This is a genomic window from Streptomyces sp. NPDC002643 (assembly GCF_053592555.1).
In genome coordinates this window covers 193,210-208,011 of the sequence record NZ_JBSFVY010000010.1, presented here as the reverse complement: position 1 = coordinate 208,011, position 14,802 = coordinate 193,210, and the positions used below count along the sequence as shown (strand labels likewise).

The 14,802-nt window shown below is 69.6% G+C and carries 13 protein-coding genes; all 13 read left to right on the top strand.

Annotated elements, in window-relative coordinates:
- The first annotated feature begins 179 nt into the window (after nt 1-179).
- Entirely contained in the window at nt 180-1,700 is a 1,521-nt protein-coding gene (locus ACWD4G_RS17650; RefSeq protein ID WP_451294261.1) for a UDP-N-acetylmuramoyl-L-alanyl-D-glutamate--2,6-diaminopimelate ligase, read from the top strand.
- Nucleotides 1,701-1,728: 28 nt separating this feature from the next.
- Nucleotides 1,729-3,159, top strand: a complete 1,431-nt coding sequence (locus ACWD4G_RS17645) for a UDP-N-acetylmuramoyl-tripeptide--D-alanyl-D-alanine ligase (RefSeq protein ID WP_451294259.1) — start codon at nt 1,729-1,731, stop codon at nt 3,157-3,159.
- Entirely contained in the window at nt 3,156-4,229 is a 1,074-nt protein-coding gene (gene mraY / locus ACWD4G_RS17640; protein WP_451294257.1) for a phospho-N-acetylmuramoyl-pentapeptide-transferase, read from the top strand. The genes ACWD4G_RS17645 and mraY overlap by 4 nt, the downstream gene beginning before the upstream one ends.
- A complete protein-coding gene (gene murD / locus ACWD4G_RS17635) occupies nt 4,211-5,638 on the top strand; it encodes a UDP-N-acetylmuramoyl-L-alanine--D-glutamate ligase (RefSeq protein WP_451294255.1) in 1,428 nt (475 codons plus the stop codon). Before mraY ends, murD begins: the two co-directional genes overlap by 19 nt.
- Before the next feature lie 92 nt (nt 5,639-5,730).
- Entirely contained in the window at nt 5,731-7,083 is a 1,353-nt protein-coding gene (ftsW, locus tag ACWD4G_RS17630) for a putative lipid II flippase FtsW (protein ID WP_451294253.1), read from the top strand.
- A 6-nt stretch (nt 7,084-7,089) separates the two neighbouring features.
- On the top strand, nt 7,090-8,181 hold the full coding sequence (murG, locus tag ACWD4G_RS17625) for an undecaprenyldiphospho-muramoylpentapeptide beta-N-acetylglucosaminyltransferase (protein ID WP_451294251.1): 1,092 nt from the start codon (nt 7,090-7,092) through the stop codon (nt 8,179-8,181).
- 164 nt (nt 8,182-8,345) lie between these two features.
- Nucleotides 8,346-9,143, top strand: coding sequence for a cell division protein FtsQ/DivIB (locus tag ACWD4G_RS17620; protein WP_451294249.1), 798 nt, complete (start codon nt 8,346-8,348; stop codon nt 9,141-9,143).
- A gap of 279 nt (nt 9,144-9,422) precedes the next feature.
- Nucleotides 9,423-10,613, top strand: a complete 1,191-nt coding sequence (ftsZ, locus tag ACWD4G_RS17615) for a cell division protein FtsZ (RefSeq protein ID WP_451294247.1) — start codon at nt 9,423-9,425, stop codon at nt 10,611-10,613.
- A 10-nt stretch (nt 10,614-10,623) separates the two neighbouring features.
- Nucleotides 10,624-11,352, top strand: a complete 729-nt coding sequence (gene pgeF / locus ACWD4G_RS17610; RefSeq protein ID WP_451294245.1) for a peptidoglycan editing factor PgeF — start codon at nt 10,624-10,626, stop codon at nt 11,350-11,352.
- Nucleotides 11,353-11,357: 5 nt separating this feature from the next.
- A complete protein-coding gene (locus ACWD4G_RS17605) occupies nt 11,358-12,077 on the top strand; it encodes a YggS family pyridoxal phosphate-dependent enzyme (RefSeq protein ID WP_451294243.1) in 720 nt (239 codons plus the stop codon).
- A 129-nt stretch (nt 12,078-12,206) separates the two neighbouring features.
- Nucleotides 12,207-12,848 carry a cell division protein SepF gene (gene sepF / locus ACWD4G_RS17600; protein WP_451294241.1) on the top strand — a complete coding sequence of 214 codons (642 nt, stop codon included), beginning with the start codon at nt 12,207-12,209 and terminating at the stop codon, nt 12,846-12,848.
- 58 nt (nt 12,849-12,906) lie between these two features.
- On the top strand, nt 12,907-13,194 hold the full coding sequence (locus ACWD4G_RS17595; protein WP_451294239.1) for a YggT family protein: 288 nt from the start codon (nt 12,907-12,909) through the stop codon (nt 13,192-13,194).
- Nucleotides 13,195-13,249: 55 nt separating this feature from the next.
- Nucleotides 13,250-14,518: a DivIVA domain-containing protein gene (locus ACWD4G_RS17590; RefSeq protein WP_451294237.1), complete on the top strand. Its 1,269-nt coding sequence runs from the start codon at nt 13,250-13,252 to the stop codon at nt 14,516-14,518.
- The last annotated feature ends 284 nt before the right edge of the window (nt 14,519-14,802 follow it).

Here is a 14,802-nt window from a genome sequence, read left to right as displayed (position 1 = left end):
GGGGGAACCGAGAAGCACAGCCCCCCTCGCCCAAACCCTCGCCCACCCGTCATCCACCACCGCCCTCGCCGGACCGCGCTTCGCGCGGGCTCCCTTTTAGCTCCGGCGGGGGTGTGCCCGGTACGCTCACCGCCGTGCCACACGCTGATCAGTCCCAAACCACCCAGAAGGGCGTTCCCGTGAACCATCCGGGACTGCCCAGGCCGACCCAGGTCTCCGCCACACCCCTCGCGGAGCTGGCCGAACAGCTGGGGCTCACCGCGCCGGAGGCCGCCGCCGGGATCACGGGCATCACCCATGACTCGCGCGCCGTCCGCCCCGGCGACCTCTATGTCGCCCTCCCCGGCGCGCGACTGCACGGCGCCGACTTCGTCACCCAGGCCGCCGGCCTCGGCGCGGCGACCGTGCTCACCGACCCGAGCGGCGCCGAGCGCGCCACCGCGACGGGCCTGCCCGTCCTGGTCGTCGACAACCCGCGCGGGCGGATGGGCGAGGCGGCGGCCACCATCTACGGCCGCCCCGGGGACGACCTGCTCCAGATCGGCATCACCGGCACCTCCGGCAAGACCACCACGGCCTACCTCGTCGAGGGCGGCCTGAACGCCACCCGTCCCAGCGGCCTCATCGGCACCGTCGAGATCCGTGTCGGCGACGAGCGCGTCAAGTCCGAGCGCACCACCCCCGAGGCCACCGACCTCCAGGCCCTCTTCGCGGTCATGCGGGAAAGGGGCGCCGAGGCGGTCGTCATGGAGGTGTCCAGCCACGCCCTGGTCCTCGGCCGGGTCGACGGCTGTGTCTTCGACGTCGCCGTGTTCAACAACCTGAGCCCGGAACACATGGAGTTCCACTCCGACATGGAGGACTACTTCCAGGCGAAGGCCCGGCTGTTCACGCCGGAACGCAGCAGGACCGGCGTGGTCAATCTCGACGACGAGTACGGCCGCAGGCTGGTGAAGGAGGCCACCGTCCCGGTCGTCACCTTCTCCGCCGAGGGGCACCCCGACGCCGACTGGCGTGCCGAGGACGTCGAGGTCGGGCCGATGGACTCCACGTTCACCGCGCTCGGGCCCAAGGACGAGCGGATCACCGCCAAGGCGCCGCTGCCGGGCCCCTTCAACGTCGCCAACGCCCTCGCCGCGATCGTCGCCCTGGCCACCGCCGGGCTCGACCCGCGGGCCGCCGCCGACGGCGTCGCCGCCGTACCCGGGGTGCCGGGCCGCCTGGAGCGCGTCGACGCCGGACAGCCGTATCTCGCGGTCGTCGACTACGCCCACAAGACGGACGCCGTCGAGTCGGTCCTCAAGGCGCTGCGCAAGGTCACCAAGGGCCATCTGCACGCCGTCCTCGGCTGCGGCGGCGACCGGGACCGCACCAAGCGCGCGCCCATGGGTGCCGCCGTCGCCCGGTACGCCGACACCGCCGTACTGACCTCCGACAACCCCCGCTCCGAGGACCCCCTCGCGATCCTCGCCACCATGCTCGAAGGCGCGGCCTCCGTGCCCGCGCACGAGCGCGGCGAGGTCCTCCTCTTCGAGGACCGGGCCGCCGCGATCGCCGCCGCCGTGGGACGCGCGCGACCCGGCGACACCGTGCTGGTCGCGGGCAAGGGCCATGAGCAGGGCCAGGACGTCGCCGGTGTGATCCGTCCCTTCGACGACCGCCAGGTGCTTGGCGAAGCCATCCGGAAAACCCAGGGATGAAAATCCAGAAGATCCAGGGGATGTACTTGTGATCGCCCTCTCTCTCGCCGAGATCGCGGAAGCCGTCGGCGGGCAGACGCACGACATACCGGATACATCGGTCCAGGTCACCGGGCCGGTCGTCCGGGACTCCCGTGAGGTGGAGCCCGGCAGCCTCTTCGTCGCCTTCGTCGGCGAACGCGTGGACGGTCACGACTACGCGACCGCCGTCGTCGAGGCGGGCGCGGCGGCCGTGCTTGCCTCCCGCCCCGTCGGCGTACCCGCGATCGTCGTACCGGACGTGCCGAGGGCCCTCGGCGCCCTCGCCCGCCACGTCGTGACGAAGCTCGGGGCGACCCTGGTCGCCCTCACCGGCTCCGCGGGCAAGACCAGCACCAAGGACCTCATCGCGCAGGTGCTCCAGCGCAAGGCGCCGACCGTGTGGACGCCCGGCTCCTTCAACAACGAGATCGGGCTGCCCCTCACCGCGCTCAGCGCCACCGGGGAAACCCGTTTCCTGGTCCTGGAGATGGGCGCCCGAGGCATCGGTCACATCCGCTACCTCACCGATCTGACCCCGCCGAGGATCGGCCTCGTGCTCAACGTCGGCACCGCCCACATCGGCGAGTTCGGCGGCCGGGAGCAGATCGCGCAGGCCAAGGGCGAGTTGGTCGAGGCCCTTCCGCCCGCGAGCGAGGGCGGCGCGGCGATCCTGAACGCCGACGACCCCCTCGTACGCGCCATGGCGTCCCGTACGAAGGCGAAGGTGCTCCTCTTCGGCGAGTCCGACGAAGCGGACGTACGGGCCGAGAACGTGACGCTCACGGACGCGGGACAGCCGATGTTCAGGCTTCACACACCCTCCGGTGCAAGCGATGTGACCATGCGCCTGTACGGTGAGCACCACGTGTCGAACGCGCTCGCCGCGGCCGCCGTCGCCCATGAGCTGGGCATGTCCGCGGAAGAGATCGCCACCGCGCTCTCCGAGGCGGGCTCCCTCTCCCGCTGGCGGATGGAGGTCACCGAGCGCCCGGACGGCGTGACGGTCGTCAACGACGCCTACAACGCGAACCCCGAGTCCATGCGAGCCGCTCTGCGCGCGCTCGCGGCGATGGGCGAAGCCTCACGGGCAAAAGGGGGTCGTACGTGGGCGGTGCTCGGCAAGATGGCCGAGCTCGGGGACGAGGCGCTCGCCGAGCACGACGCGGTCGGACGGCTCGCCGTCCGGCTCAATGTCGGCAAGCTCGTCGCGGTCGGGGGCAGGGAAGCGTCCTGGCTGCAACTGGGCGCATATAACGAGGGTTCGTGGGGTGAGGAGTCGGTGCACGTGTCCGACGCACAGGCGGCGGTCGACCTGTTGCGCAGTCAGTTGCGCCCGGGAGACGTCGTACTCGTGAAGGCGTCCCGTTCGGTCGGGCTGGAGAGCGTTGCGCAGGCGCTGCTCCAGACCGGTGCCGAGGGTGAGGTTTCCGCCCGATGATGAAGCAGATCCTGTTCGCGGGAGTCATTGGCCTCTTCCTGACGCTGATCGGCACGCCGTTGCTGATCAAGCTGCTCGCCCGCAAGGGCTACGGCCAGTACATCCGCGACGACGGCCCGCGCGAGCACGCCAGCAAGCGCGGTACGCCGACCATGGGTGGTATCGCCTTCATCCTGGCGACGATCGCCGCCTACTTCCTGTCCAAGCTGATCACCGGCTACCCGCCGACCTTCTCCGGTCTGCTGGTGCTCGGTCTGATGGGCGGCATGGGCCTCGTCGGCTTCCTCGACGACTACATCAAGATCGTGAAGCGGCGTTCGCTGGGCCTGAGGGCCAAGGCGAAGATGGCCGGCCAGCTGATCGTCGGTATCGCCTTCGCGGTCCTCGCACTGCAGTTCCCGGACGCCCGCGACCAGACGCCGGCCTCCACCAAGCTCTCCTTCGTGCAGGACTTCGGCTGGACGATCGGCCCCGTGCTGTTCGTGATCTGGGCCCTGTTCATGATCCTCGCCATGTCGAACGGCGTGAACCTCACCGACGGTCTGGACGGCCTCGCCACCGGCGCCTCCGTCCTCGTCTTCGGCGCCTACACCTTCATCGGCGTCTGGCAGTTCCAGGAGTCCTGCGCCAACACGCTGACCCTGACCAACCCGGCCGCCTGTTACGAGGTACGAGATCCCCTCGACCTGGCGATCGTGGCCTCCGCGCTGATGGGCGCCTGCCTCGGCTTCCTGTGGTGGAACACCTCCCCGGCGAAGATCTTCATGGGCGACACCGGTTCGCTGGCCCTCGGCGGCGCGCTCGCCGGTCTCGCGATCTGCTCCCGCACCGAGCTGCTGCTGGCGCTCCTCGGCGGTCTGTTCGTCCTCATCACCATGTCGGTCGTCATCCAGGTCGGCTCGTTCAAGCTGACCGGCAAGCGGGTCTTCCGGATGGCCCCGCTCCAGCACCACTTCGAACTCAAGGGGTGGTCCGAGGTCCTTGTCGTGGTCCGCTTCTGGATCATCCAGGGCATCTGTGTGATCGTCGGACTGGGCCTCTTCTACGCGGGATGGGCGGCCGAGAAGTGATCGACTGGCAGGGCAAGCACGTCACCGTCGCCGGCCTCGGCGTCTCCGGCATCCCGGCGGCCAAGGTCCTGCACGGCCTCGGCGCCGCCGTCACGGTCGTCAACGACGGCGACGACGAACGCGCCCGGGCACAGGCCGCCGAACTGGAGGCGCTCGGCATCACCGTGCGCCTCGGCGACGGCGCGACCCTGCCCGAGGGCAGCGAACTCGTCGTCACCACCCCCGGCTGGAAGCCCGACAAGCCGCTGTTCGCCGCGGCCCGCGCGGCCGGCCTGGAGATCTGGGGCGACGTCGAGTTGGCGTGGCGCCTGCGGGGCCCGGATGCCGCGCCCTGGCTGGCCGTCACCGGCACCAACGGCAAGACCACGACCGTGCAGATGCTCGCCTCGATCCTGACGGCGGCGGGCCTGCGCACGGCCGCCGTCGGCAACATCGGGGTCTCCCTGCTGGACGTCGTCCTCGGCGACGAGCAGTACGACGTGCTGGCCGTGGAGTTGTCCAGCTACCAGCTCCACTGGGCGCCCTCCCTGCGCGCCCACTCCGCCGCCGTCCTCAACCTCGCCCCCGACCACCTCGACTGGCACGGTTCCATGGAGGCGTACGCCAAGGACAAGGGCCGTATCTACGAGGGCAATCGCGTCGCCTGTGTGTACAACGTGGCCGAGAAGGTCACCGAGGACCTGGTGCGCGAGGCGGACGTCGAGGAGGGCTGCCGGGCCATCGGCTTCACCCTGGGCACCCCCGGGCCGTCCCAACTCGGCGTCGTCGAGGGCATCCTGGTCGACCGTGCCTTCGTCGAGAACCGGCAGAAGAACGCCCAGGAACTCGCCGAGGTCTCCGACGTCAACCCGCCCGCCCCGCACAACATCGCCAACGCCCTCGCGGCGGCGGCCCTCGCCCGCGCCTTCGGGGTGCCTCCCAAGGCCGTACGGGACGGACTGCGGGCCTTCACCCCGGACGCGCACCGCATCGCGCACGTCGCCGACGTGGACGGCGTCGCCTACATCGACGACTCCAAGGCGACCAACACCCATGCCGCGCAGGCTTCGTTGGCGGCGTACGAGTCGATCGTGTGGATCGCGGGCGGGCTCGCCAAGGGCGCCGTCTTCGACGAACTCGTCGCGGCCTCCGCGAAGCGGCTGAGGGGTGTCGTGCTGATCGGCGCCGACCGCGCCCTGATCCGCGAAGCGCTCGCGCGACACGCCCCGGAAGTGCCCGTCGTCGACGTCGACCGGACCGACACTGGGGCGATGCTCGCGGCGGTCCGCGAGGCGCGGGGGCTCGCACAAGCGGGCGACACGGTGCTGTTGGCACCCGCGTGCGCCTCCATGGACATGTTCGTCAACTACAACAAACGCGGGGACGCTTTCGCGGACGCCGTTCGTGAACTGGCCTCCGCCGACGGCTGAGCCGGGCCCGCCCAGCCCGGCGGCCGAGCCGGGTCAACTCGGGAGGGAACACGTGACACGGATCTGGTCGGTCGCCGGGGAAGGCGCCCGCGATGCCGAGTAGCCGTACGAGACGTGCCCCCCTCCAACGCGTCACGCGGCGGCCCCCCGTCCCCAGGCCGCCGCGTGAGAACCCCCTGCGCCGGTACTACCTCCGGGCCCGCAAGGCCTGGGACCGGCCGCTCACCGCGTACTACCTGATTCTCGGCGGCACCCTGCTGATCACCGTGCTGGGCCTGGTGATGGTCTACTCGGCCTCGCAGATCACGGCACTGCAGAAGTCGCAGCCGGGGACGTTCTTCTTCCGCAAGCAGTTCCTGGCCGCCTCCATCGGCACCGTGCTGCTTCTGATCGCCACGCGGATGCCGGTGAAGCTGCACCGGGCGCTGGCCTATCCGATCCTGGCCGGCTGTGTCTTCCTGATGGCGCTCGTCCAGGTCCCCGGGATAGGGCAGTCGATCAACGGCAACCAGAACTGGATCGCCGTCGGCGGCTCGTTCCAGATCCAGCCCAGCGAGTTCGGCAAGCTCGCCCTCGTGCTGTGGGGCGCCGACCTGCTCGCCCGCAAGGAGGACAAGCGGCTGCTCACGCAGTGGAAGCACATGCTGGTGCCGCTCGTTCCGGTGGCGTTCATGCTCCTCGGGCTGATCATGCTCGGCGGCGACATGGGCACCGCGATCATCCTCACGGCCATCCTGTTCGGCCTGCTGTGGCTGGCCGGAGCGCCGACCCGGCTGTTCGTGGGCGTGCTGTCCATCGCCGGGTTCATCGGCTTCATCCTGATCCGGACCAGCGAGAACCGTATGGCCCGGCTGGCCTGTATCGGCGCCACCGAGCCCCGCTCGGGCGGGGTCGACTGCTGGCAGGCCGTGCATGGGATCTACGCCCTCGCCTCGGGCGGAATCTTCGGCTCCGGGCTCGGCGCCAGTGTGGAAAAATGGGGCCAACTCCCGGAAGCGCACACCGACTTCATCTTCGCCGTCACCGGTGAGGAACTGGGCCTCGCGGGGACGCTGTCGGTGCTCGCCCTCTTCGCGGCTCTAGGCTATGCGGGTATCCGCGTGGCCGGACGCACGGAGGACCCCTTCGTCAGGTATGCCGCGGGAGGCGTGACCACCTGGATCACCGCTCAGGCGGTGATCAACATCGGTGCGGTGCTCGGCCTGCTGCCGATCGCCGGAGTCCCGCTCCCGCTGTTCTCCTACGGAGGGTCCGCCCTGCTGCCGACCATGTTCGCCATCGGGCTGCTGATCGCGTTCGCGCGCGACGATCCCGCTGCGCGGGCGGCGCTTGCGATGCGGCAACCCCGCTTTGGTAGAAAGCGGGGCGGCGGCCCTTCGGGGCCCGGGAGATGGAACACGATGCGACGGCGTGCCGCCTCGGCACGCTCGTCCGGAGAGCGGTGAATTTCGGTGCATGTCGTCCTCGCCGGTGGCGGAACCGCCGGTCACATCGAGCCCGCGCTCGCCCTCGCGGACGCCCTGCGCAGGCAGGACCCGACCGTCGGGATCACGGCCCTGGGCACGGAGCGCGGCCTTGAGACACGCCTCGTCCCCGAGCGCGGCTACGAACTCGCGCTGATCCCCGCCGTACCCCTGCCGCGCAAGCCCACCCCCGAGCTGATCACCGTGCCCGGCCGGCTGCGCGGCACGATCAAGGCGACCGAGCAGATCCTGGAGCGCACCAAGGCGGACGCCGTCGTCGGCTTCGGCGGCTATGTCGCCCTGCCCGGCTATCTCGCCGCCAAGCGCCTCGGCGTACCGATCATCGTCCACGAGGCCAACGCCCGCCCCGGCCTCGCCAACAAGATCGGCTCCCGGTACGCCGCCCAGGTCGCCGTCTCCACCCCGGACAGCAAGCTCCGTGACGCCCGCTACATCGGCATCCCGCTGCGCCGCTCCATCGCCACCCTCGACCGGGCCGCCGCCCGCCCCGAGGCCCGCGCCCTGTTCGGCCTCGACCCGAACCTGCCGACCCTGCTGGTCTCCGGCGGCTCCCAGGGTGCCCGCCGCCTCAACGAGGTCGTCCAGCAGGTCGCCCCCTACCTCCAGCAGGCCGGCATCCAGATCCTGCACGCGGTCGGCCCGAAGAACGAACTGCCGCAGGTACACCAGATGCCGGGAATGCCCCCGTACATCCCGGTACCGTACCTGGACCGGATGGACCTCGCGTACGCCGCGGCCGACATGATGCTCTGCCGCGCGGGCGCGATGACCGTCGCCGAACTCTCCGCCGTCGGGCTCCCCGCCGCCTACGTCCCGCTGCCCATCGGCAACGGCGAACAGCGGCTCAACGCCCAGCCGGTGGTCAAGGCCGGCGGCGGACTGCTGGTCGACGACGCGGAACTGACCCCCCAGTGGGTCCAGCAGAACGTCCTGCCCGTACTCGCCGACCCGCACCGGCTGTACGAGATGTCCCGCGCCGCCAGCGAGTTCGGCCGCCGGGACGCCGACGACCTGCTGGTGAGGATGGTGTACGAGGCCATCGCCTCGCACCGGCGGTAACACCTCGGCGAGTGAGCCGAAGGGGCGCGTCGGTGTCGAGGGACCGAGCGCGCGGAGGCCCGAAGGGCTGAGCACGGTCGGGGTCTCGACACCGCCACGCGGCGGTAGCCGCACATTGGGCACTGTGGCGCCCCGGAGGCGAGGGAGCCATGAAAGGAGCGCGCGTGGCCGGACCGACCACCGCCGAGCGTGGCGCAGACGAGGATCTGGATTCCGGCCCGCTCCTCGGCGGACGCCGCCCCGGCCCCCGTGTACTCATCGCCGTCGCCGCGGCCCTGGTGCTGCTCGGCGGATTCACGGTGTGGGCGCTGTACGGCTCGTCGTGGTTCCGGACCGAGGCCGTCTCGGTCTCCGGCACCCGTGTGCTGACCGAGGCTCAGGTCCGGGAAGCCGCCGAGGTGCCCGTCGGTGATCCGCTCATTTCCGTCGACCTCGACGGGATCGAAGCGCGACTGCTCAAGAAATTGCCCCGAATTGACTCGGTTGAGGTCATCCGTTCCTGGCCTCATGGAATCGGGCTGAAAGTGAGCGAACGCACTCCGGTTCTCATTGTCGAAGCGGCCGGAAATTCGGGCAAGTACGTCGAAGTGGACGCGAAGGGTGTGCGTTTCGCGACGGTTTCGCGCGCCCCGAAGGGCGTTCCGCTTCTCGAATTGGAGCTGTCTCGTTCCGGTTCCTCCGCAGCCAGTCTGCGGCGATTCGGCGAGGGGCGACTCGTGTGCGAGGCAGTCCGGGTCGCCGACGCCATTCCGGCCGCCGTCGCGCGCGACACCCTGGTGGTCAAGGTCCGTTCGTACGACGCCATCTCACTGGAGTTGACGGACGACCGTACCGTCGCGTGGGGAAGCGCGGAGAAGGGTCGCGCGAAGGCCCGTGCGCTCACCGCCCTGATGAAAGCCGCCCCGGACGCCGGGCACTTCGACGTGAGTGTTCCCACCGCGCCCGCGTCATCAGGGAGTTGACGTACATCCGCGCAGGCCAGCACCCTGGTTGGCTAGCGCTATGGCTGATCACATAGGGTGAAAAGAAAAACGGGAGGTTCGGCGTGTTCGTTGAACGTGCGCCACTTGTCGACTTAGTGTCCTGTTCGGAAGAGTCCAAGGAACAGACACACTGGTAACCCTAAACTTCAGGGTTAGGGTTCGGGTCGGCGTTCGGACCGTCCCACTTCGGCATCAGTCGTCGCATCGCGAGCCCCTCGCGAGACGGCGACACGTAACTCGAGGCGAGAGGCCTTCGACGTGGCAGCACCGCAGAACTACCTCGCAGTCATCAAAGTCATCGGTGTCGGCGGCGGTGGTGTCAATGCCATCAACCGGATGATCGAGGTCGGTCTGAAGGGCGTCGAGTTCATCGCCATCAACACCGACGCGCAGGCGCTGTTGATGAGCGACGCCGACGTCAAGCTCGACGTCGGCCGCGAACTCACGCGAGGCCTTGGCGCCGGCGCCAACCCGGCGGTCGGCCGCAAGGCCGCCGAGGACCACCGCGAGGAGATCGAGGAGGTCCTCAAGGGGGCCGACATGGTCTTCGTGACGGCCGGCGAGGGCGGCGGCACCGGCACCGGCGGCGCACCCGTCGTGGCCAACATCGCCCGCTCCCTGGGCGCCCTCACCATCGGTGTGGTCACCCGCCCGTTCACCTTCGAGGGACGGCGCCGCGCCAACCAGGCCGAGGACGGCATCGCCGAGCTCCGCGAAGAGGTCGACACCCTCATCGTCATCCCGAACGACCGGCTGCTGTCCATCTCGGACCGCCAGGTCTCGGTCCTCGACGCCTTCAAGTCCGCCGACCAGGTCCTGCTCTCGGGTGTCCAGGGCATCACCGACCTCATCACCACGCCCGGTCTGATCAACCTCGACTTCGCCGACGTCAAGTCCGTGATGTCCGAGGCCGGTTCGGCCCTCATGGGCATCGGCTCGGCCCGCGGCGACGACCGCGCGGTGGCCGCCGCCGAGATGGCGATCTCCTCGCCGCTGCTGGAAGCCTCCATCGACGGCGCCCGGGGCGTGCTGCTCTCCATCTCCGGTGGCTCCGACCTCGGTCTGTTCGAGATCAACGAGGCCGCCCAGCTGGTCAGCGAGGCCGCCCACCCCGAGGCCAACATCATCTTCGGTGCCGTGATCGACGACGCCCTCGGCGACGAGGTCCGCGTCACGGTCATCGCGGCCGGCTTCGACGGCGGCCAGCCCCCGGCCAAGCGGGACAACATCCTCGGCTCGGCCGCGGCCAAGCGCGAGGAGCCGGCGCCGGTGCGGCCCGCCGAGACCCGCCCGAGCTTCGGCTCGCTCGGCAGCGTCAAGCCGAAGGAGGAGCCGGTGCCCGCCCCCGAGCCGGTGAACGACCTTCCGCTCTCCCCGCCCGTACCGCCGTCCCGCTCCTACACGGACAGCGCGGCGGAGGAACTGGACGTGCCGGACTTCCTCAAGTGATCCTTCTGACGTGATAACACAGCGCGAGAACACGAGCGGCGCCCACTTCGCCTTCACCGACCGGTGGGGCGGGGTGAGCGCCGCTCCGTATGAGGAGCTCAATCTCGGCGGGGCGGTCGGGGACGACGCCGAGGCCGTACGCACCAACCGGGAGCTGGCGGCCAAGTCGCTGGGCCTGGAGCCGGACCTGGTGGTCTGGATGAGGCAGGTGCACAGCGCCGATGTCGCGGTGGTCGACGGACCGTGGGGTTCCGGCGACATCCCGGCCGTCGACGCGATCGTCACCACCCGGCCCGGTCTCGCCCTCGGAGTGCTCACCGCCGACTGCGTGCCCGTCCTGCTGGCCGACCCCGTCGCCGGAGTGGCGGCCGCCGCCCACGCGGGGCGGCCCGGCATGGTCGCCGGGGTGGTCCCCGCCGCCGTCAAGGCCATGATCGAACTCGGCGCCGAGCCCGCCCGGATCGTCGCCCGCACCGGACCCGCCGTCTGCGGTCGTTGTTATGAAGTGCCCGAGGCGATGCGCGCCGAGGTGGCCGCCGTCGAGCCGACGGCGTACGCCGAGACCAGTTGGGGCACGCCCTCTGTGGATGTGTGCGCCGGAGTGCACTCCCAACTGGAGCGGCTCGGGGTGCACAACTGGGAGCAGTCGCCGGTGTGCACGCTGGAGTCGCGCGACCACTTTTCGTACCGCCGCGACCGCACCACAGGGCGACTCGCGGGATATGTCTGGCTGGGCTGAGGGACATGACGGACCGTAGGGAACAACTCGCCGAAAACCTGGCGAAGGTGGAGCGTCGTATCGCCGAGGCGTGCGCGGCCGCGGGTCGCAAGCGCGACGAGGTGACGCTGATCGTGGTCACCAAGACGTATCCGGCGAGCGATGTGCGGATTCTGTCGGAACTCGGTGTGCGTCATGTCGCCGAGAACAAGGACCAGGACGCGGCACCCAAGGCGGCCGAATGCTCGGATCTGCCCCTTGTATGGCACTTTGTTGGGCAGTTGCAGACCAACAAGGTCCGTTCCGTGGTGCGTTATGCGGATCTCGTGCAGTCCGTGGATCGTTCCAGGCTTGTCACGGCTCTGTCCAAGGAAGCGGTACGCGTCGGGCGCGAGGTGGGGTGTCTCATCCAGGTCGCGCTCGACGCGGACGAGAGCGGACGGGGGGCGCGCGGTGGTGTGGGGCCGGGCGGAATCGAAGAGTTGGCCGACCTCGTCGGGGAATCGCCGGGGGTGCGGCTCGATGGTCTGATGACCGTAGCGCCGCTGGCTGGGGAGTATGCCGGACGGCAACGGGCGGCCTTCGAGCGGTTGATGGATTTGTCGACCCACCTGCGCCGAGCCCATCCGGCTGCGAACATGGTCTCGGCAGGGATGAGTGCGGACCTTGAGGATGCCGTGGCGGCCGGGGCGACACATGTACGCGTCGGCACTGCGGTACTCGGAGTCCGTCCCGGGCTCGGGTAACGTCGCCAAGAAGTCGGACCACAGCAGAAAATATGGTCATTCCGTCGAAGGGCGGGCGCAACGACCTCGTGGATCGCGGGCACTTGGGAAGTCGTCAGTCGATCCACCACAGAGCGGAGGACTCAGAGCATGGCCGGCGCGATGCGCAAGATGGCGGTCTACCTCGGCCTCGTGGAGGACGATGGGTACGACGGCAGGGGATTCGACCCCGATGACGACTTCGAGCCCGAGCTCGACCCGGAGCCCGAGAGGGACCACCGGCGCCACGAGCCGGTGCATCAGGCGCACCAGTCACACCAGCCCCAAAGGGAAGAATCGGTACGAGTGGTGCAGCCGCCGGTGCAGCGCGAACCGGCCTCGCACGCGCCTTCGCTCCCCGCGGAATCGGTGCGACCCGCCCGGATCGCGCCCGTGGCGTCCATCACACAAGAACGTTCGAGTCTGGAGAAAAGCGCACCGGTGATCATGCCCAAGGTCGTGTCCGAGCGAGAGCCTTACCGGATCACCACGTTGCACCCGCGGACCTACAACGAGGCCCGTACCATCGGGGAACACTTCCGTGAAGGCACTCCGGTGATCATGAACTTGACTGAGATGGACGACACAGATGCGAAGCGACTTGTCGACTTTGCTGCCGGTTTGGTGTTTGGTCTTCACGGCAGCATCGAGCGGGTGACGCAGAAGGTGTTCCTGTTGTCGCCTGCTAACGTCGATGTCACGGCGGAGGACAAGGCCCGCATCGCAGAGGGCGGGTTCTTCAACCAGAGCTGAGACGCACCACCGGAACGAAACGCACGAAACGGAAACTGGGGAGAGGTAAGCGCAGATCATGAGCGTGGTCCTGCAAGTCATCTACATCGCGCTGTTCTGCTTCCTCATCGTGCTGATCTTCCGGTTGGTCATGGACTATGTGTTCCAGTTCGCCCGCTCATGGCAACCCGGCAAGGCGATGGTGGTCGTTCTGGAGGCCACCTACACTGTCACTGATCCACCGCTCAAGCTTCTGCGGCGGTTCATTCCGCCGCTGCGTCTCGGGGGCGTGGCGCTCGACCTGTCCTTCTTCGTACTGATGATCATCGTCTACATCCTGATCGCGATCGTTGGTGGTCGGCTGTGATGAGCGATGTGACTAACGTCTTGCCGAATGCCGACGACTACGTTGAGGTGAAGAGATGCCGTTGACCCCCGAGGACGTGCGGAACAAGCAGTTCACGACCGTCCGCCTCCGAGAAGGCTATGACGAGGACGAGGTCGATGCCTTCCTCGATGAGGTCGAAGCCGAACTGACGCGCCTGCTCCGCGAGAACGAGGACCTGCGGGCCAAACTGGCCGCCGCCACGCGCGCTGCTGCCCAGAACCAGCAGAACATGCGCAAGCCTCCGGAGGGCCCCGGCGGTCCGCAGGACCAGCAGCAGGGCGGCATGCAGCAGGGCGGCATGCCGCAAGGGGGCATGCAGCAAGGCGGCGGCATGCAACAGGGCGGTATGCAGCAGCAGGGTATGCGCGGTCCCGGTGGACCCGTACCCGCTGGGATATCGGGCCCGCCGCAGCAGATGGGTGGCCCCATGGGTGGTCCTCCCCAGCTGCCGAGCGGCGCCCCGCAGCTGCCCGCGGGCCCCGGTGGGCAAGGGCAGCAGGGTCCCGGACCGATGGGTCAGGGACCGATGGGCCAGGGCCCCATGGGTCAGGGCCAGATGCAGCCGCAGATGGGCCAGGGCCAGCTCGGCCAGGGTCCCATGGGCGGCCAGCCTCCCATGCAGCAGCAGATGGGTGGCCCGATGGGCGGTCCCATGGGCGGTCCGATGGGCGGCCCCGGTCAGGGTCCCGGTGGCGACAGCGCCGCGCGTGTCCTCTCGCTGGCCCAGCAGACCGCCGACCAGGCGATCGCCGAGGCCCGCTCCGAGGCCAACAAGATCGTCGGCGAGGCGCGTTCGCGTGCCGAGGGTCTTGAGCGTGACGCCCGTGCCAAGGCCGACGCCCTGGAGCGGGACGCGCAGGAGAAGCACCGCGTCGCGATGGGCTCCCTGGAGTCCGCCCGCGCCACGCTGGAGCGCAAGGTCGAGGACCTGCGTGGCTTCGAGCGCGAGTACCGCACCCGTCTGAAGTCCTACCTGGAGTCGCAGCTGCGTCAGCTGGAGACCCAGGCCGACGACTCGCTGGCCCCGCCGCGCACCCCGGCGACCGCGTCGCTTCCGCCGTCCCCGGCGCCCTCCATGGCACCGGCCGGCGCGAGCGCCCCGTCGTACGGCGGCAACCCGGGCGGTATGGGCGGTGGCATGGGCAGCGGCCCGGCGCCGGCCGCCCCGTCCTACGGCGGTCAGCAGCAGATGTCCCCGGCCATGACCCAGCCGATGGCTCCGGTCCGGCCGCAGGGCCCCGGCCCGATGGGTCAGGCTCCCTCGCCGATGCGGGGCTTCCTGATCGACGAGGACGACAACTGACGCATATAGGTACGCCGTAGGCGTCGGCAGCGTTCAGGGCGGGGCCCCGGATTTCGATCCGGGGCCCCGCCCTTTCGCTGTGCGCGGGTGTACGTCGGTGGGGGCGGATGTTCGACGTGCGCGACGCCGAAGGCCTGGGCGCCGAAGAATTCTCGGTGCTCCAGGCCTTCTCAGTGCGCCCGGCGACTGGGGCTGGGCGGGGGGACGTTCCACAGCTCGGCGGTTATGAGGTGCCGCCTGCGCCCACCCGTGCCGCCCCAGCGGCACGATGGCCCGCAGCTGAA